The following is a 16,657-nucleotide window of genomic DNA, read 5'->3' on the forward strand; positions in this document are numbered from 1 at the left end:
GACGATGGCACTGAAGACATTCAATCCCACGACGCCGGGCCAGCGCCAGCTGGTCATGGTCGATCGTTCGGCCCTGTACAAGGGCAAGCCGGTCAAGGCCCTCACCGAAGGCAAGCATTCCTCCGGCGGTCGCAACAACACCGGTCGCATCACCGTGCGCTTCCGCGGCGGCGGTCACAAGCAGACCCTGCGCATCGTCGACTTCAAGCGCGACAAGGTCGATGCGCCCGCGACTGTCGAGCGGCTGGAATACGATCCGAACCGCACTGCGTTCATCGCACTGGTCAAGTACGAAGACGGCACCCAGGCCTATATCCTGGCGCCGCAGCGCCTTGCGGTCGGCGATTCCGTGGTGGCCGGCAACTATGTCGACGTGAAGCCGGGTAACGTCATGCCGCTCGGCAACATGCCGGTCGGCACGATCATCCACAACATCGAGGTCAAGATCGGGAAGGGCGGCCAGCTCGCCCGTTCCGCGGGCACCTACGCCCAGCTCGTCGGTCGCGACCAGGACTACGTCATCATCCGCCTGAACTCGGGTGAGCAGCGCCTGGTGCACGGCCGTTGCCGCGGCACGATCGGCGCGGTGTCGAACCCGGATCACATGAACACCTCGATCGGCAAGGCCGGCCGCAACCGTTGGCTGGGTCGCAAGCCGCACAACCGCGGTGTTTCGATGAACCCGATCGACCATCCGCACGGCGGTGGTGAAGGTCGTACCTCGGGCGGTCGCCACCCGGTTACTCCGTGGGGCAAGCCGACCAAGGGCAAGAAGACCCGCTCCAACAAGTCGACCAACAAATTCATTCTCCTAAGCCGCCACAAGCGGAAGAAGTAAGGAACGCCGGACATGGTTCGTTCAGTCTGGAAAGGCCCGTTCGTCGAGGGTTCTCTGCTCAAGAAGGCAGATGCCGCGCGCGCGTCCGGCCGTCACGACGTCATCAAGATCTGGAGCCGTCGTTCGACGATCCTGCCGCAGTTCGTCGGTCTGACCTTCGGTGTCTACAACGGTCAGAAGCACGTGCCGGTGGCCGTCAACGAGGAAATGGTCGGTCACAAGTTCGGCGAGTTCTCGCCGACCCGGACCTTCCATGGCCACTCCGGTGACAAGAAAGCCAAGAAGGCTTGAGGATTAAACGATGAGCAAACCTAAGCGCGAACGGAGCCTCGCCGAGAACGAGGCCAAGGCGGTCGCCCGGATGCTGCGGGTGAGCCCGCAGAAGCTCAACCTGGTCGCCCAGCTCATTCGCGGCCGGAAGGCGGCTGCTGCGCTCGCCGATCTGCAGTTTTCGCGCAAGCGGATCGCGGTTGACGTGAAGAAGTGCCTGGAATCGGCTATCGCCAATGCCGAGAACAACCACGACCTCGACGTTGACGATCTCGTCGTGGCGCAGGCCTTCGTCGGCAACGGCCTCGTGATGAAGCGCTTTGCCGCCCGCGGCCGTGGCCGTTCGGGCCGTGTCTACAAACCATTTTCGCAGCTGACGATCATTGTTCGTCAGGTCGAAGCCGAAGCAGCAGCGGCTTAAGGGTCGCAGGAGAAAACGATGGGTCAAAAGATCAATCCGATCGGTCTGCGTCTCGGCATCAACCGGACCTGGGATTCCCGCTGGTTCGCCGGCAAGCAGGAATACGGCAAGCTGCTGCACGAGGACGTCAAGATCCGTGAGATCCTGCACAAGGAGCTCAAGCAGGCGGCCGTCGCCCGCATCGTGATCGAGCGTCCGCACAAGAAGTGCCGCGTCACCATCCACTCGGCCCGTCCGGGCGTGGTGATCGGCAAGAAGGGCGCCGACATCGACAAGCTGCGCAAGCGGGTCGCGGACATCACCTCGTCCGACGTCGTCATCAACATCGTCGAGATCCGCAAGCCGGAGCTCGATGCGACGCTGGTGGCCGAGTCGATCGCGCAGCAGCTGGAGCGCCGCGTGGCGTTCCGCCGCGCCATGAAGCGCGCCGTGCAGTCGGCGATGCGTCTCGGCGCGGAAGGCATCCGCATCAACTGCTCGGGACGTCTGGGCGGTGCGGAAATCGCGCGCATGGAGTGGTACCGCGAAGGTCGCGTGCCGCTGCACACGCTGCGCGCCGACATCGACTACGGCGTTGCGACCGCGTTCACGACCTTCGGCACCTGCGGCGTCAAGGTCTGGATCTTCAAGGGCGAGATCCTCGAGCACGATCCGATGGCCCAGGACAAGAGAATGGCCGAAGGCGAGACCGGCGGCGGTGGTGATCGTGGTGGCCGTCAGCGCCGCGACAACGCTGCGGTCTGAGCCAGCACAGGAATTTGAGGGCTTAAAGCCATGATGCAACCTAAGAAAACGAAGTTCCGGAAGGCGCATAAGGGCCGCATCCACGGCGTTGCGTCTTCGGGCGCGACGTTGGCGTTCGGCCAGTACGGCCTGAAGGCGACCGAGCCTGAGCGCGTCACTGCGCGCCAGATCGAAGCCGCTCGCCGCGCGCTGACCCGTCACATGAAGCGCGCCGGCCGCGTCTGGATCCGCGTGTTCCCCGACCTTCCGGTGTCGAAGAAGCCGGCCGAAGTCCGCATGGGTTCCGGCAAGGGTTCGCCGGAACTGTGGGTGGCGCGCGTCAAGCCGGGCCGGGTGCTGTTCGAGATCGACGGCGTCAACACCCAGACGGCGCGTGAGGCGCTGACCCTGGCGGCCGCCAAGCTGCCGATCAAGACGCGCTTCGTCGAGCGCATTGCGGAGTAATGGCCATGGCCCAGATGAAGATCGAAGACATCCGCGCGATGAGCCCCGACCAGCAGGATGACGCCATCCTGAACCTGAAGAAGGAGCGCTTCAACCTGCGCTTCCAGCGCGCCACCGGGCAGCTCGAGAACACCTCGCGCCTGCGCGAGGCTCGCCGCGACATCGCCCGGATCAAGACCGTCGCCGCGCAGACGCGCGCGAAGAAGAAGTAAGAGGCTTACGAAGATGCCGAAACGTACTTTGCAGGGCGTGGTCGTCAGCGACAAGACAGCCAAGACGGTCGTTGTGCGCGTCGATCGCCGCTTCACGCACCCGATCTACAAGAAGACGATCCGCCGTTCGAAGAACTACCACGCGCACGACGAGAACAATGAGTTCAAGCCGGGCGACATGGTTTGGATCGAGGAATCGAAGCCGATTTCGAAGTTGAAGCGCTGGGTCGTGATCCGGGGCGAACACAAGAAAAGCGCCTGATCTGTTGGCTTTAGCCGACTGTCTTCAGGGAAATGTTGAGCGCCGGCTGGGCTGGCGCAAGAGAGAAGAGGACGAGGTGCATCAATGATTCAGATGCAGACCAACCTCGACGTGGCCGACAATTCTGGCGCACGCCGTGTCATGTGTATCAAGGTGCTCGGGGGCTCCAAGCGCCGCTACGCCACGATCGGCGACATTATCGTCGTCTCGATCAAGGAAGCGATTCCGCGTGGCAAGGTGAAGAAGGGCGACGTGATGAAGGCCGTCGTGGTGCGCGTCCGCAAGGACATCCGCCGCGCCGACGGTTCGGTCATCCGCTTCGACCGCAACGCCGCCGTGCTGATCAACAACCAGTCCGAGCCGGTCGGCACCCGTATCTTCGGGCCCGTGCCGCGCGAGCTGCGCGCCAAGAATCACATGAAGATCATTTCCCTCGCGCCGGAGGTGCTGTGATGGCTGCGAAGATCCGCAAGGGCGACAAGGTCGTCGTGCTGACCGGTCGCGACAAGGGTCGCACCGGCGAAGTGTTCGAGGTTCGCCCCGACGCCGGTACGGCGCTCGTGCGCGGCATCAACATGGTCAAGCGTCACCAGAAGCAGACGCAGGCCCAGGAGGGCGGCATCATCTCGAAAGAGGCGCCGATCCAACTGTCCAACATCGCGTATGTCGGCAAGGACGGAAAGCCGACCCGCGTCGGATTCAAGATTCTGGCGGACGGCAAGAAGGTCCGCATCGCCAAGAGCTCGGGAGCTGAGATCGATGGCTGAGGCTGCTTACACGCCGCGCCTGCGCGCGGAATACGATGCGAAGATCCGCACGGCGATGACCGAGAAGTTCGGTTACGAGAACGTTATGCAGGTTCCGCGCCTGGACAAGGTCGTGCTGAACATGGGCGTTGGCGATTCCGTCAACGACCGCAAGAAGGCCGAGACCGCCGCTGCCGAGCTGACCCAGATCGCCGGCCAGAAGGCGATCGTGACCTATTCGCGCATCGCGATCGCGACCTTCAAGCTGCGTGAGAACCAGCCGATCGGCTGCAAGGTCACGCTGCGCAAGGCGCGCATGTACGAGTTCATCGACCGCCTGGTGACGGTCGCGCTGCCGCGCGTCCGCGACTTCCGCGGCCTGAACCCGAAGAGCTTCGACGGCCGGGGCAACTACTCGCTCGGCATCAAGGAGCACATCATTTTCCCCGAGATCGACTTCGACAAGGTCACGGAAGCCCGAGGTATGGACATCACCGTCTGCACCACGGCCAAGACCGACGAAGAGGCGAGGGCCTTGTTGACCGCTTTCAATTTCCCGTTCCGGCAGTGAGACGCTGACCTAAAGCCTCTCAAACGCGGATACCCAGGAGCCAAGCATGGCAAAGAAGAGTTCAATCGAGAAGAACAACCGGCGCAAGCGGATGGTGAAGAACGCCGCCCCGAAGCGCGAGCGGTTGAAGGCGATCATCGCCGACAAGACGTTGCCGATGGAGGAGCGGTTCGCCGCGACCCTGAAGCTCGCCGAGATGCCGCGCAATTCGTCGGCGACCCGCGTGCGTCTTCGTTGCGAGCTGTCGGGCCGTCCGCGCTCGAACTACCGCAAGAACAAGCTGTCCCGTATCGCGCTGCGCGAACTTGGCTCCAAGGGCATGGTCCCGGGCCTCGTGAAGTCGAGCTGGTAAGGAGGGTCGTTTAGATGTCTACGCACGATCCAATCAGCGATCTGATCACCCGCATCCGCAACGCGCAGATGCGCTCCAAGACCAAGGTCTCCACGCCGGGCTCGCGGATGCGCGAGAACGTGCTCGAGGTGCTCAAGAGCGAGGGCTACATCCGCGGCTATGCCACGGTCGAGCACTCCTCGGGCCGCAGCGAGATCGAGATCGAGCTGAAGTATTTCGACGGCGAGCCCGTCATCCGCGAGATCGAACGTGTTTCCAAGCCCGGGCGTCGTGTTTACGCCTCGGTGAAGAACCTGCCGCGGGTCAACAACGGGCTCGGCATTTCGGTGTTGTCGACGCCGAAGGGGATCATGGCCGACCACAGCGCGCGCGACGCGAATGTGGGCGGTGAAGTCCTCTTCACGGTGTTCTGAGAAGGATTTTTGATCCATGTCACGTGTTGGCAAAAGGCCTGTGGCGGTTCCGTCGGGTGTTACCGCGACCGTCGACGGGCAGACCGTCAAGATGAAGGGGCCCAAGGGCCAGCTTCAGTTCGTCGTCCATGACGACGTCGAGGTGAAGCTCGAGAGCGGCCAGATCAAGGTCAAGCCGCGGCTCGAGACCAACCGCGCCCGGGCGCTGTATGGTACCGCTCGCGCCCAGGTCGCGAATCTGGTCGAAGGCGTCACCAAGGGCTTCGAGAAGAAGCTCGAGATCACCGGCGTCGGCTACCGCGCCGCGATGCAGGGCAAGAACCTGCAGCTCGCGCTCGGCTACAGCCACGACGTGATCTACACGATCCCCGAGGGGATCACGATCACGGTGCCGAAGCCGACCGAAATCACGGTGACGGGCAGCGACATTCAACGCGTCGGCCAGGTCGCGGCCGAAATCCGCTCATACCGCCCGCCGGAGCCCTACAAGGGCAAGGGCGTGAAGTATGTTGGCGAATTCATCTTCCGCAAGGAAGGCAAGAAGAAGTAACGGAGCCGGTCATGTCGAAAGCCAAGGTTACGAATGCCCGGCGCAAGCGGAGTGTGCGGCTGAAGCTGCGCCGCTCCGGTGGTGGCCGTCCGCGTCTGTCGGTGTTCCGCTCGTCCAAGCACATCTACGCCCAGGTCATCGACGATCTGAAGGGCGAGACGCTGGCCTCCGCCTCCTCGCTCGAGAAGTCGATGCGCGACGGCGGCAAGACCGGCGCCGACATCGATGCGGCGAAGGCGGTCGGCAAGCTGCTGGCCGAGCGCGCCGCCGAGAAGGGCGTCAAGGAAGTCGTGTTCGATCGCGGCAGCTATCTCTATCACGGGCGCGTCAAGGCTCTTGCCGATGCGGCGCGTGAGAGCGGGCTGAGCTTCTAACAGAATTTGAGGATTGAGGCGTAAGCCTCTGAAGGATTGGAAAAATGGCAGAACGCGAACAACGTGGTGGACGCGATCAACGCGGCGGCGGACGCGAACGCAAGGAGCGCGAGGAGCGCGACAGCGAGTTCGTCGACAAGCTCGTCCACATCAACCGCGTGGCCAAGGTCGTCAAGGGCGGCAAGCGCTTCGGTTTCGCAGCGCTGGTCGTGATCGGCGACCAGAAGGGCCGCGCCGGCTTCGGCCACGGCAAGGCGCGCGAAGTGCCTGAGGCGATCCGCAAGGCAACCGAGTCCGCCAAGCGCAACCTGACCCGCGTGTCGCTGCGCGAGGGCCGCACGCTGCATCACGACATCGCCGGCCGTCATGGCGCGGGCCGTGTCTACCTGCGTGCCGCTCCGGCCGGTACCGGCATCATCGCCGGCGGCCCGATGCGCGCCGTGTTCGAGACGCTCGGCGTCCAGGACGTGGTGGCGAAGTCGATCGGCTCTTCGAACCCGTACAACATGGTGCGCGCGACCTTCGACGCGCTGAAGCACCAGGATTCGCCGCGTTCGGTCGCAGCCCGCCGCAATATCAAGGTGTCCACCCTCCAGTCGCGCCGTATCGGCGGCGATGCCGAGGCGGCTGCCGACTAACGGAAGCTTTTTGGAGTAGATCAAATGGCCAAGGCCGCAAAGACGATCAAGCTCGAGCAGACCGGCAGCGCGATCCGCCGCCATCACTCGCAGCGTTCGACGCTGATCGGGCTCAAGCTCAACAAGATCGGCCGCACCAGCGAACTGCCGGACACTCCGGCCGTGCGCGGCATGATCGAGAAGGTTCACCATCTCGTCCGCATCGTCGACGAGAAGTAAGCAAAGGCGCATGATCCCGAAAAACGGGTGCCGGTTTTCGGTGAAGATCATGCGCAAGACACAAGGAGAAGGGCGATGAAGCTCAGCGATATCGCCGACAACGCCGGCTCGCGCAAAAAGCGTATGCGCGTCGGCCGCGGCATCGGTTCGGGCAAGGGCAAGCAGTCGGGCCGCGGCGGCAAGGGCCAGACCGCGCGTTCGGGCGTGCGCATCAAGGGTTTCGAAGGCGGCCAGATGCCGATGCATCGCCGTCTGCCCAAGCGCGGCTTCAACAACATCTTCCGCGTCGAGTTCGCCGAGATCAATCTCGACCGGCTCCAGGAAGCGGTCGATGCCAAGAAGATCGACGCCGGCAGCGTCGTGAACGTCGAGGCCCTGGTGAAGGGCGGCGTGCTGCGCCGCGCCAAGGGCGGCCTGCGGCTGCTCGGCCGTGGCGAGCTCAAGTCCAAGCTCAACATCGAGGTGCACGGCGCCACCAAGACCGCGATTGCCGCGGTCGAGGAGGCGGGCGGCTCGGTGAAGATCCTCGCCCCTGCCAAGGAAGAAGGCGAGGCGGCGTAACAACTGCGTCATTGGCCCGCGGCTCGCGGGCCTTTACGCATGCGGGACGTGGACTTATCGATGCCGAGCCCCAGATAATGTCCGGCGTCCGCTAAAGTAGCCCGGCCGCGGGCATGACGGCGCAACAGGCGGCGGGAGAAAGTCCAAGATGGCCTCAGCAGCGGAACAACTGGCAGCCAACCTCAATTTCGGTGCGTTTGCCAAGGCTGACGAACTGAAGAAGCGCATCTGGTTCACCCTGGGTGCGCTGCTCGTTTATCGGCTGGGGACCTACATCCCGTTGCCGGGCATCGATCCCAACATCTGGGAGCAGGTGTTCCGCTCCCAGGCGGGCGGCATCCTCGGCATGTTCAACATGTTCGCCGGCGGCGGCATCCACCGCATGGCGATCTTTGCGCTGAACATCATGCCGTACATCTCGGCCTCGATCATCATCCAGCTCCTGACCACCGTCTCGCCGCAGCTCGAGGCGCTGAAGAAGGAAGGCGAGGCCGGCCGCAAGACGCTGAACCAGTACACCCGCTATCTGACCGTCATCCTGGCGGCGTTCCAGTCCTACGGCATCGCGGTGGGCCTTGAGGGTGCCGGCAACGTCGTCAGCGACCCCGGCATGTTCTTCCGCCTGTCCACGGCGATCACACTGACCGGCGGCACCATGTTCCTGATGTGGCTGGGCGAGCAGATCACCTCGCGCGGCATCGGCAACGGCATCTCGCTGATCATTCTCTCCGGCATCGTCGCCGAGCTGCCCGCGGCGCTCGCCAACATGCTCGAGCTCGGCCGTCAGGGTGCGATGTCGACCGGCCTGATCCTGGTCGTCATCATCATGGCGGTCGCCGTGATCGCCTTCATCGTGTTCATGGAGCGCGCGCAGCGCCGCCTGCTGATCCAGTATCCGAAGCGCCAGGTCGGCAACAAGATGTTCGAGGGTCAGTCCTCGCATCTGCCGCTCAAGCTCAACACCTCGGGCGTGATTCCGCCGATCTTCGCGTCTTCGCTCTTGTTGCTGCCGACCACGGTTGCGAACTTCAATGCGGGCAGCGGGCCGGAATGGTTCCAGTGGATCACCACCCAGCTCGGCCACGGCCGTCCGCTGTTCCTGATCATGTATCTCGCGCTGATCGTGTTCTTCGCGTTCTTCTACACCGCGATCGTGTTCAACCCGACCGAGACCGCGGACAATCTGAAGAAGCACGGCGGCTTCATTCCGGGCATTCGCCCCGGCGAGCGCACCGCGGAATATATCGACTACGTGCTGTCGCGCATCACCGTGCTCGGCGCGATCTATCTGGCGATCGTCTGCTTGATCCCCGAGATCCTGATCTCCTACGCCTCGGTGCCGTTCTACTTCGGCGGTACCTCGCTGCTGATCGTGGTCAGCGTGACCATGGACACGGTGGCGCAGGTGCAGGGCTATCTGCTGGCCCATCAGTACGAGGGCCTGATCCGGAAGTCGAAGTTGCGGGGCCGCCGCCGCTAAGCGCGGCGTCCTCTGAAGGCGGCGCGACTGCGCCGCCGATTCGCCCGCGCGAGAGCAACGCGCGGCGCCCGCAGAGACGACCAGCCAGCCGTTCGATCGCATCGGCGGAGCTGCTCTCAGCGCGATGCAATCCCTGATTTCAAAGGCCTTCTTGGCGACCGGGTATTCGCTCCCCTATGATATGGGTAGCGGTGCGGCGCCGATTATGGTTTGCACTGTTCTTGATCTTCAAACACAGGTGCGCGACGTATCGCTCACCAATCCGGGGGGCGTACGCCGATGAGAATTATACTTCTGGGACCGCCGGGGTCGGGCAAAGGGACCCAGGCGCAGCTGCTGGTGGAGCGCTATGGTATCGTCCAGCTTTCGACCGGCGAGATGCTGCGTGCGGCCGTGGCGGCGGGAACGCCGGTCGGTCTGAAGGCCAAGGAGATCATGGCCAGCGGCGGCCTCGTACCCGACGACGTCGTGGTCGGAATCATCTCCGACCGGATCGACCAGCCGGACGCCAAGAACGGTTTCATCCTCGACGGTTTCCCGCGCACCGTGCCGCAGGCCGAGGCGCTCGATGAGCTGCTGAGGCAGAAGCACCTCAAGCTCGATGCAGTGATCGAGCTCCGCGTCAACGAAAGCGCGCTGCTGAGTCGCGTCGAGACCCGAGTCGCCCAGATGCGGGAGCGCGGTGAGGAGGTTCGCCTCGACGACACCCCCGAGGTCCTGACCAAGCGGCTTGCCAGCTACCGCAGCCAGACGGAGCCGCTGATTCACTACTATTCCGAGCGGCGGAAGCTCTCGACCATCGATGGCATGATGGCCATCGATGAGGTCACCCGTGCGGTTCACCGCCAGCTCCTGGCGCTCGGGGCAGTCGAGCCCAAGACGCATGGCAAGGGAACTGCCAAGGGAACTTCCAAGAGCGCGGCCAAGGCAGCGCCGGCCAAGAAGGGCGCGGCCAAGGCCAAAACAGCCAAGAAGTCGGCGAAAACGGCCAAAAAACCCGCCAAATCCGCTAAAAAGGCGGCCAAGAAGGCCGCGAAGAAGACGGTAAAGAAGGTTGCCAAAAAGACCGCCGGGAAGGCTGTCAAAAAGGGTGCCAAAAAGGCCGCAAAAAAGGTCACGAAAAAGCGAGCCAAGCGCTAGCAGCGGTTGACGAAAGCCCCCGGAATCCCTTAATAAGCCCCGCATCCAAGTCGGATAGTTTCAGACGATGCCGGGCCCCAGGAAGACCGGGGGTGGGCGTCGTGTTCGCGTTTGTGAACACCTGCCCGAGAACACAAGCACTTAAAGCCTGGTCCTGACGAGGACCGGCAACAGGAGAGAAGGCCGTGGCCCGTATTGCCGGCGTGAACATTCCCACCAACAAGCGCGTGCTGATCGCGCTCCAGTACATCCATGGCATCGGTCAGAAGATCGCCGGTGAGATTCTGGAGAAGGTGAAGATCCCGGTGGATCGTCGCGTCAGTCAGCTCAGCGACGCCGAAGTGCTTCAGATCCGCGAAGTCATCGACCGCGACTATCTCGTCGAGGGTGACCTGCGTCGTGAGGTCGGCATCAACATCAAGCGTCTGATGGACCTCGGCTGCTATCGCGGCCTGCGTCATCGTCGCGGTCTGCCGGTGCGCGGTCAGCGTACCCACACCAATGCGCGGACGCGCAAGGGCCCGGCCAAGGCCATCGCCGGCAAGAAGAAGTAAGTTTTCGCATCCAATCGCGGCGTGTGGCGAGCCGGGGATAACCCGTTCGCCACGCGCCTTTCGTTCCACAGGTGTAGCCGCTGGCACTACGGCGGCGTTTGAGATCTCCAGGAAAGGTACTCAATGGGCAAGGAAGCCACCCGCGTTCGCCGTCGTGAACGCAAGAACATCGCCTCCGGCGTTGCGCACGTGAACTCGTCGTTCAACAACACGACCATCACCATCACCGACGCGCAGGGCAACACGATTGCCTGGTCTTCCGCCGGCACGATGGGCTTCAAGGGCTCGCGCAAGTCGACCCCGTACGCGGCGCAGGTTGCCGCCGAGGACGTGTCGAAGAAGGCGCAGGAGCACGGCATGCGCACGCTGGAAGTCGAAGTCGCCGGTCCCGGTTCGGGCCGCGAATCGGCACTGCGCGCGCTCCAGGCCGCCGGCTTCACCGTCACCTCGATCCGCGACGTGACCACGATCCCGCACAACGGTTGCCGTCCCCGCAAGCGTCGGCGCGTTTGATACGAGGTTGCGGGTGCATCGGCGCCCGCAATGACTTTTGCAAGAAGCCGCAGGTGCGACCTGCGGCCTTTCTCCAACGCCAGTGTCTGCAACGGCAGTTCGACTGGCCTGTATGGGTGAAACAGTGACGATCCAGAAAAATTGGCAAGAACTGATTCGGCCGAACAAGCTCCAGGTCACGCCCGGCAGCGATCCGGCCCGTTTTGCGACCATCGTCGCCGAGCCGCTCGAGCGCGGCTTCGGCCAGACCCTCGGCAACGCGCTGCGTCGCATCCTGCTCTCCTCGCTCCAGGGCGCGGCGGTGCAGTCGGTGCACATCGACGGCGTGCTGCACGAGTTCTCCTCGATCGCTGGCGTCCGTGAGGACGTCACCGACATCGTGCTCAACATCAAGGACATCTCGATCAAGATGCAGGGCGAAGGCCCCAAGCGCATGGTCGTGAAGAAGCAGGGCCCTGGCGTCGTCACCGCCGGCGACATCCAGACTGTCGGCGACGTCGTCGTGCTCAATCCGGACCTCCAGATCTGCACGCTCGACGAGGGCGCGGAGATCCGCATGGAGTTCACCGTCGCGACCGGCAAGGGCTATGTGCCCGCCGAGCGCAACCGTCCCGAGGATGCGCCGATCGGCCTGATCCCGGTCGACAGCCTGTACTCGCCGGTCCGCAAGGTCTCCTACAAGGTCGAGAACACCCGCGAGGGCCAGATCCTCGACTACGACAAGCTGACCATGACGATCGAGACCAACGGCGCGATCTCGCCGGATGACTCGGTGGCTTACGCCGCCCGCATCCTCCAGGATCAGCTCAACGTGTTCGTCAACTTCGAAGAGCCGCGCAAGGAAGTCGCCCAGGAGATCATCCCGGACCTCGCCTTCAACCCGGCCTTCCTCAAGAAGGTGGACGAGCTCGAGCTGTCGGTGCGTTCGGCCAACTGCTTGAAGAACGACAACATCGTCTACATCGGCGATCTCGTGCAGAAGAGCGAGGCGGAAATGCTCCGCACCCCGAACTTCGGCCGCAAGTCGCTGAACGAGATCAAGGAAGTGCTGGCTCAGATGGGTCTGCATCTCGGCATGGAAGTGCCGGGCTGGCCGCCGGAGAACATCGACGAGCTCGCCAAGCGCTTCGAGGATCACTACTGAGATTCGGCGTTCCGGGGCGATGCGACGGGACCGCGCAACCGCGGCCTTGGAGCATCGAACCCGGAACCTCGAGATTCCGGGTTCGGCTCTGCGAGCCATCCCGGAATGACTGACTGGGCGAACGCAGGCAGCCCACCTGAGCAACATGTCCGACGAACCGTCGCGGCAGTTTTAACGTAAGGAATAGTTACATGCGTCACGGCAAGGTTCATCGGAAGCTCAACCGCACGGCCGAACACCGCAGGGCGATGTTCGCCAACATGGCGGCCGCGCTGATCAAGCACGAGCAGATCGTCACCACGCTGCCGAAGGCCAAGGAGCTCCGTCCGATCGTCGAGAAGCTCGTCACCCTCGGCAAGAAGGGCGGGCTGGCCATGCGCCGCCAGGCGATCTCCGAGATGCGCGACAAGGATCAGGTCAAGAAGCTCTTCGACGTGCTCGCGACCCGCTACAAGGACCGCCAGGGCGGCTACACCCGCATCATCAAGGCCGGCTTCCGCTACGGCGACAACGCCGCGATGGCCGTGATCGAGTTCGTCGATCGCGACGTCGATGCCAAGGGCCAGGACTCCGGTCCGGTGCAGGAGAAGGAAGCCGCGGCGGCGTAAGCCGTTTCAGCAGGTACGGAATTGAAAGCGGCGCCCTCGGGCGCCGCTTTTGTTTTTGGGGCTCGCGAAGATCAGCGCGACTATTCTTCCTTGATCCCCGCCCTTTGCGCGATCTCCTTCATCTCGGCGGTCTCCTTGCCGATGGCTCCTGCCCAGTCGCTGTAGCGCATGAAGCCCGGTTCGAAGCCGACCGTGGTGAAGCGCTCGATGACGGAAGGGCTGTTGACGATCTCCTCCAGCGCCGCCGTCAGCTTGTCGTGAACGGCCGGCGGCAGCCCCTTGGGCGCGACGACCGCGCCCCAGGACGCGAAGTCGATGCCGGTGTAGCCGAGCTCGGCAAGCGTCGGCACGTCGGGCAGGTAGGGCGTGCGCTTGCCGGAGAACACCGCGAGCACCTTGACGGTGCCCGCCTCGATCTGCGGCTTCACGGCGATCACGGTGTCGACGTGGTACTGGATGTGCTTGCCGATGAGGTCGTTCATCGCCGGTGCGCTGCCCTTGTAGGGCAGGTGGACCATCTTGACCCCGGCACTCGACTTGAACAGCTCGCCGGCGAAATGCGAGACGGTCGCGACGCCGAAGGATGCGAGCGACAGCTTGTCGGGATTGGCCTTCGCCTCGGCGACGAGCGAAGCGACGTCCTTGACGGGATTGTCCTTGTAAGTGACGAGCGCCAGCGTGATCTTGCCGACTTGGCCGAGCGGCTCGAAATCCTTGGCCGCGTCGTAAGGCACGCTTTCCTTCACGGCTGCCGGCAGCGTGAAGCTCGAGTTCGAGCTGAAGAACAGGGTGTATCCGTCAGCCGCCGAACGTGCGACTTCCTTGGCCGCGATCGTGGTGCCGCCCCCGGGACGGTTCATGATGATCACGGGCTTGCCGAGCCGCGTCTCCAGCTCGCCGCCGATGATGCGCGCGACCACGTCGGAGGCGCCGCCCGGCGGGAAGGGGACGATCAATTGCAACGATTTCTCCGGATAGACCGTTTGAGCCGGCGCGAGCGAATTGCCGCCCATCAAGCCGACCAGTCCGAGAAAAATCGTGAGAGCCGTCCGCTTCATCGCATAGTTCTTCCGTGTTCACATGAGACGCCGTGCTGCTTAGCAATAATCGTTCCAGCCGCGGTTCAGGCGGGGTGTCTACGTTGTCGCAGGAAAAGTGCTCGGCGTCTCACTGATTGGTGAGCGCCGATTGCGGCCCGATCCGCCGCGTCCGATATTCCCATCATCGATCTGATGGAGATACTACATGAATATCGATCTTTCCGGAAAAACTGCGCTGGTGACCGGCTCGACCGCTGGCATCGGCCACGCCATTGCCAGAGGTCTCGCCGCCTCCGGTGCGAGCGTCGTGATCAACGGGCGCGGCCAGGACAAGGTCGACGCCGCCGTGCGCAAGCTGGAAGCGGCGGGTGGCAAGGTGCGCGGCGTCGCTGCCGACGTCTCGACCGCGGCGGGCTGCAAGGCGCTTGTGTCCGAGCTGCCCGAGGTCGACATCCTCATCAACAATGCCGGGATCTTCGAGCCGAAGGACTTTTTCGATATCCCGGACGAGGACTGGAGCCGCTTCTTCGAGGTCAACGTCATGAGCGGTGTGCGGCTGTCGCGCGCGTATCTGAAGGGCATGCTCAAGCGCAACTGGGGCCGCATCGTCTTCATCTCGTCGGAATCCGGCCTCAACATTCCCGTCGAGATGATTCACTACGGCATGAGCAAGACCGCCCAGCTCTCGGTCGCGCGCGCCCCGTGGGTCGGTCAAAATCCCCCGGGTATGGTCACTTGAAACTCCCCCACCTGATGATCGCCGTCAGCGCCGCTGAACAGCAGTAGCCGGTCAGGCAGGACGTTTATGTTCGACCCCTTTAGCCAGCAAGGGGCCGGGGAGTTGAACGTCTTGAAGCGACATCTGCAAAGCACCGTACTTACATTACTTGATCGCAACACCAGCCAGCGCGAGATTCACCGGCTGACGGGTGTCGATCGCAAGACGATCCGGCGTTATCAGGCGCTGCGGGCCGGTGCGGAGGCAAATTCCCCCGGGGAAGTGACCACCGGCTCGGTGAGCGCGGACGGCCAAATTCCTCCACCCCGACCACCGGCTTTTGGGACATCGGAAGCGACGGTCACCAGCAGCCTGGCCCGTTCGGCTTGCGAAGCGCATCGGACGTGGATCGAAGAACAGGTCCGGCTGAAGCGGAACGCGCAGGCGATTTACCAGGACCTGGTTGATCAATTTGGCTTTCCGTCCAGCTACCAGAGTGTCAAGCGGTTTGTGCGCCGGTTGCGGCACGCTGATCCTGAGCAGTTTGATCGTCTTGAGTTCCTCCCCGGCGAGGAAGCTCAGGTCGACTATGGCGAGGGCGCGCCGACGGTTGATCCGAAGAGCGGGCGGTACCGTCGTCCCCGCCTGTTCGTGATGACGCTACGCTACTCGCGGCGCAGCTTCCGGCGGGTAGTCTGGAAGTCCAGCCAACAAGTCTGGGCGCAGCTCCACGAAGAGGCGTTCCGGTATTTTGGCGGGGTCCCCAGCTATGTCGTGCTCGACAACCTGAAGGAAGGCGTCCTCAAGCCGGATTTGTACGAGCCCCAGCTCAACCCGATTTACAGCGCGATGCTGGCTCATTACGCCGTGGTCGCCGATCCCGCGCGCGTGGCCGATCCAAATCGGAAAGGATGCGTCGAGAATGCGATTCAACATACCCAGGGCACTGCGCTGGCCGGACGGCGCTTCGAGACGCTGGAGGCGCAAAACGAGTTCTTGAGGCACTGGGAGGAGAACTGGGCTTCCAAACGCATCCACGGCAGCACGCGCCGTCAGGTCGAGGCGATGTTCCAGGAAGAGAAGCCGCACCTGCGGCCGCTGCCTGTCGCTCCCTTCCGCATCTTCACCGAAGTCGTCCGGACTGTCTGCGACGACACCACCGTACGCGTCGACAACAGCTATTACGCCGCGCGGCCCGCGCCGATCGGCAGCCAGGTCGTCGTGCGCATCTACACCACCACGATCGAGATCCGTGATCGCCACACCCGTGCGCTGCTGCGTGTTCATTCCCGGATGGCGCACCCCGGTTCTGTCGTCCTGCCGACCAGCGAACGGCCGTTCAACCCGTCGCGGCAAACCGCCGTGCTGCTGGCGAGCGCCGAGCGCATCGGACCGCAGACCAGGGCCTTGTGCCAGCAGGTGTTCGACACCGAAGGGCGCCCCGGACAGCGCGCGATGTGGGGCATTGTCGGGCTGGGCCGGAAGTATCCGGCGCGGCTGGTCGAGCAGGCCTGCGCGCACGCCATCGACAACCGCATCTACCGCTACAAGCACGTGCGTGCGACCGTCGAGCGGTTGTTCGAACAGGCGATCGAGCAGGTTGGAGTGACGCCACAGCCGGCATCGCCGCTCACCCAGGATCATCCGCTGATCCGTACCCCCGCGGAATACGGCGACCTCTTCAGCCGCGCTGTGCGGCGCGACGCCGACGACAATGGTCGGCAGGCCGAGGCTCACGACGATCACGCCACGGCAATCCGCGCTCGTGTCGCCTGCGCAACCCCGGCCAACTCCGGCGCCACGAGCGCTCCCGCTGCACCTTCTCACCTTAAACTGGAGACCTAG

The 16,657-nt window shown here is 63.7% G+C and carries 25 protein-coding genes and 1 pseudogene; 25 read left to right on the forward strand and 1 reads right to left on the reverse strand.

Features of this window, described 5'->3' with window-relative positions:
- Positions 1-4 precede the first annotated feature (4 nt).
- The 23 genes from rplB (at position 5) to rplQ (ending at position 13,054) form a co-directional block, all read left to right on the forward strand.
- The gene (gene rplB, locus ACFLEY_RS17535; protein ID WP_011088148.1) at positions 5-838 is read left to right on the forward strand and encodes a 50S ribosomal protein L2; all 834 of its coding nucleotides are present in this window, start codon (positions 5-7) and stop codon (positions 836-838) included.
- Positions 839-850: 12 nt separating this feature from the next.
- Positions 851-1,129 (forward strand): 30S ribosomal protein S19, encoded by a 279-nt coding sequence (gene rpsS / locus ACFLEY_RS17540; RefSeq protein ID WP_008136357.1) that lies wholly within the window; start codon positions 851-853, stop codon positions 1,127-1,129.
- A gap of 10 nt (positions 1,130-1,139) precedes the next feature.
- Complete coding sequence (gene rplV, locus ACFLEY_RS17545; protein ID WP_011088147.1) at positions 1,140-1,529, forward strand: 50S ribosomal protein L22; 390 nt, start codon at positions 1,140-1,142, stop codon at positions 1,527-1,529.
- Between the two features lie 18 nt (positions 1,530-1,547).
- A complete protein-coding gene (gene rpsC / locus ACFLEY_RS17550; RefSeq protein ID WP_011088146.1) occupies positions 1,548-2,273 on the forward strand; it encodes a 30S ribosomal protein S3 in 726 nt (241 codons plus the stop codon).
- A gap of 30 nt (positions 2,274-2,303) precedes the next feature.
- Entirely contained in the window at positions 2,304-2,717 is a 414-nt protein-coding gene (rplP, locus tag ACFLEY_RS17555; RefSeq protein ID WP_008549252.1) for a 50S ribosomal protein L16, read from the forward strand.
- Between the two features lie 5 nt (positions 2,718-2,722).
- Positions 2,723-2,929, forward strand: coding sequence for a 50S ribosomal protein L29 (gene rpmC / locus ACFLEY_RS17560; protein ID WP_011088144.1), 207 nt, complete (start codon positions 2,723-2,725; stop codon positions 2,927-2,929).
- A 13-nt stretch (positions 2,930-2,942) separates the two neighbouring features.
- Entirely contained in the window at positions 2,943-3,191 is a 249-nt protein-coding gene (rpsQ, locus tag ACFLEY_RS17565; protein WP_011088143.1) for a 30S ribosomal protein S17, read from the forward strand.
- A gap of 84 nt (positions 3,192-3,275) precedes the next feature.
- Entirely contained in the window at positions 3,276-3,644 is a 369-nt protein-coding gene (gene rplN, locus ACFLEY_RS17570; RefSeq protein WP_007603030.1) for a 50S ribosomal protein L14, read from the forward strand.
- On the forward strand, positions 3,644-3,958 hold the full coding sequence (gene rplX, locus ACFLEY_RS17575; protein WP_011088142.1) for a 50S ribosomal protein L24: 315 nt from the start codon (positions 3,644-3,646) through the stop codon (positions 3,956-3,958). Before rplN ends, rplX begins: the two co-directional genes overlap by 1 nt.
- Positions 3,951-4,508, forward strand: a complete 558-nt coding sequence (rplE, locus tag ACFLEY_RS17580; protein WP_011088141.1) for a 50S ribosomal protein L5 — start codon at positions 3,951-3,953, stop codon at positions 4,506-4,508. The genes rplX and rplE overlap by 8 nt, the downstream gene beginning before the upstream one ends.
- Positions 4,509-4,554: 46 nt before the next feature.
- Entirely contained in the window at positions 4,555-4,860 is a 306-nt protein-coding gene (rpsN, locus tag ACFLEY_RS17585; RefSeq protein ID WP_011088140.1) for a 30S ribosomal protein S14, read from the forward strand.
- Positions 4,861-4,874: 14 nt separating this feature from the next.
- Positions 4,875-5,273 carry a 30S ribosomal protein S8 gene (gene rpsH, locus ACFLEY_RS17590; protein WP_011088139.1) on the forward strand — a complete coding sequence of 133 codons (399 nt, stop codon included), beginning with the start codon at positions 4,875-4,877 and terminating at the stop codon, positions 5,271-5,273.
- A gap of 16 nt (positions 5,274-5,289) precedes the next feature.
- The gene (gene rplF, locus ACFLEY_RS17595; protein WP_011088138.1) at positions 5,290-5,823 is read left to right on the forward strand and encodes a 50S ribosomal protein L6; all 534 of its coding nucleotides are present in this window, start codon (positions 5,290-5,292) and stop codon (positions 5,821-5,823) included.
- A gap of 11 nt (positions 5,824-5,834) precedes the next feature.
- On the forward strand, positions 5,835-6,197 hold the full coding sequence (gene rplR / locus ACFLEY_RS17600) for a 50S ribosomal protein L18 (protein WP_007603036.1): 363 nt from the start codon (positions 5,835-5,837) through the stop codon (positions 6,195-6,197).
- Between the two features lie 44 nt (positions 6,198-6,241).
- Complete coding sequence (rpsE, locus tag ACFLEY_RS17605; RefSeq protein WP_008136332.1) at positions 6,242-6,835, forward strand: 30S ribosomal protein S5; 594 nt, start codon at positions 6,242-6,244, stop codon at positions 6,833-6,835.
- Between the two features lie 24 nt (positions 6,836-6,859).
- Positions 6,860-7,054, forward strand: a complete 195-nt coding sequence (gene rpmD / locus ACFLEY_RS17610; protein WP_011088137.1) for a 50S ribosomal protein L30 — start codon at positions 6,860-6,862, stop codon at positions 7,052-7,054.
- Between the two features lie 75 nt (positions 7,055-7,129).
- Complete coding sequence (gene rplO / locus ACFLEY_RS17615; protein WP_060907963.1) at positions 7,130-7,615, forward strand: 50S ribosomal protein L15; 486 nt, start codon at positions 7,130-7,132, stop codon at positions 7,613-7,615.
- A gap of 148 nt (positions 7,616-7,763) precedes the next feature.
- Entirely contained in the window at positions 7,764-9,095 is a 1,332-nt protein-coding gene (gene secY, locus ACFLEY_RS17620; RefSeq protein ID WP_011088135.1) for a preprotein translocase subunit SecY, read from the forward strand.
- 279 nt (positions 9,096-9,374) lie between these two features.
- Positions 9,375-10,235 carry an adenylate kinase gene (locus tag ACFLEY_RS17625; RefSeq protein ID WP_060907962.1) on the forward strand — a complete coding sequence of 287 codons (861 nt, stop codon included), beginning with the start codon at positions 9,375-9,377 and terminating at the stop codon, positions 10,233-10,235.
- Positions 10,236-10,420: 185 nt separating this feature from the next.
- Positions 10,421-10,789, forward strand: coding sequence for a 30S ribosomal protein S13 (gene rpsM, locus ACFLEY_RS17630; RefSeq protein ID WP_011088133.1), 369 nt, complete (start codon positions 10,421-10,423; stop codon positions 10,787-10,789).
- 123 nt (positions 10,790-10,912) lie between these two features.
- Positions 10,913-11,302, forward strand: coding sequence for a 30S ribosomal protein S11 (rpsK, locus tag ACFLEY_RS17635; protein WP_007603045.1), 390 nt, complete (start codon positions 10,913-10,915; stop codon positions 11,300-11,302).
- A gap of 112 nt (positions 11,303-11,414) precedes the next feature.
- Positions 11,415-12,446, forward strand: coding sequence for a DNA-directed RNA polymerase subunit alpha (locus ACFLEY_RS17640; RefSeq protein WP_011088132.1), 1,032 nt, complete (start codon positions 11,415-11,417; stop codon positions 12,444-12,446).
- Between the two features lie 191 nt (positions 12,447-12,637).
- Entirely contained in the window at positions 12,638-13,054 is a 417-nt protein-coding gene (rplQ, locus tag ACFLEY_RS17645; RefSeq protein ID WP_060907961.1) for a 50S ribosomal protein L17, read from the forward strand.
- An 80-nt stretch (positions 13,055-13,134) separates the two neighbouring features.
- On the opposite strand, the gene ACFLEY_RS17650 is transcribed toward rplQ, so the two are convergent.
- On the reverse strand, positions 13,135-14,112 hold the full coding sequence (locus ACFLEY_RS17650; RefSeq protein WP_060907960.1) for a tripartite tricarboxylate transporter substrate binding protein: 978 nt from the start codon (positions 14,110-14,112) through the stop codon (positions 13,135-13,137).
- 187 nt (positions 14,113-14,299) lie between these two features.
- On the opposite strand from ACFLEY_RS17650, the pseudogene ACFLEY_RS17655 reads away from it, so the two are divergent.
- Both ACFLEY_RS17655 and istA read left to right on the forward strand, forming a co-directional pair.
- Positions 14,300-14,791 (forward strand): annotated as a pseudogene (locus ACFLEY_RS17655) (SDR family NAD(P)-dependent oxidoreductase); the annotation flags it as partial.
- 108 nt (positions 14,792-14,899) lie between these two features.
- Complete coding sequence (istA, locus tag ACFLEY_RS17660) at positions 14,900-16,657, forward strand: IS21-like element IS1631 family transposase (RefSeq protein WP_100214066.1); 1,758 nt, start codon at positions 14,900-14,902, stop codon at positions 16,655-16,657.

This window comes from Bradyrhizobium sp. YCK136, from assembly GCF_044570075.1.
Taxonomy (GTDB): Bacteria; Pseudomonadota; Alphaproteobacteria; order Rhizobiales; family Xanthobacteraceae; genus Bradyrhizobium; species Bradyrhizobium diazoefficiens.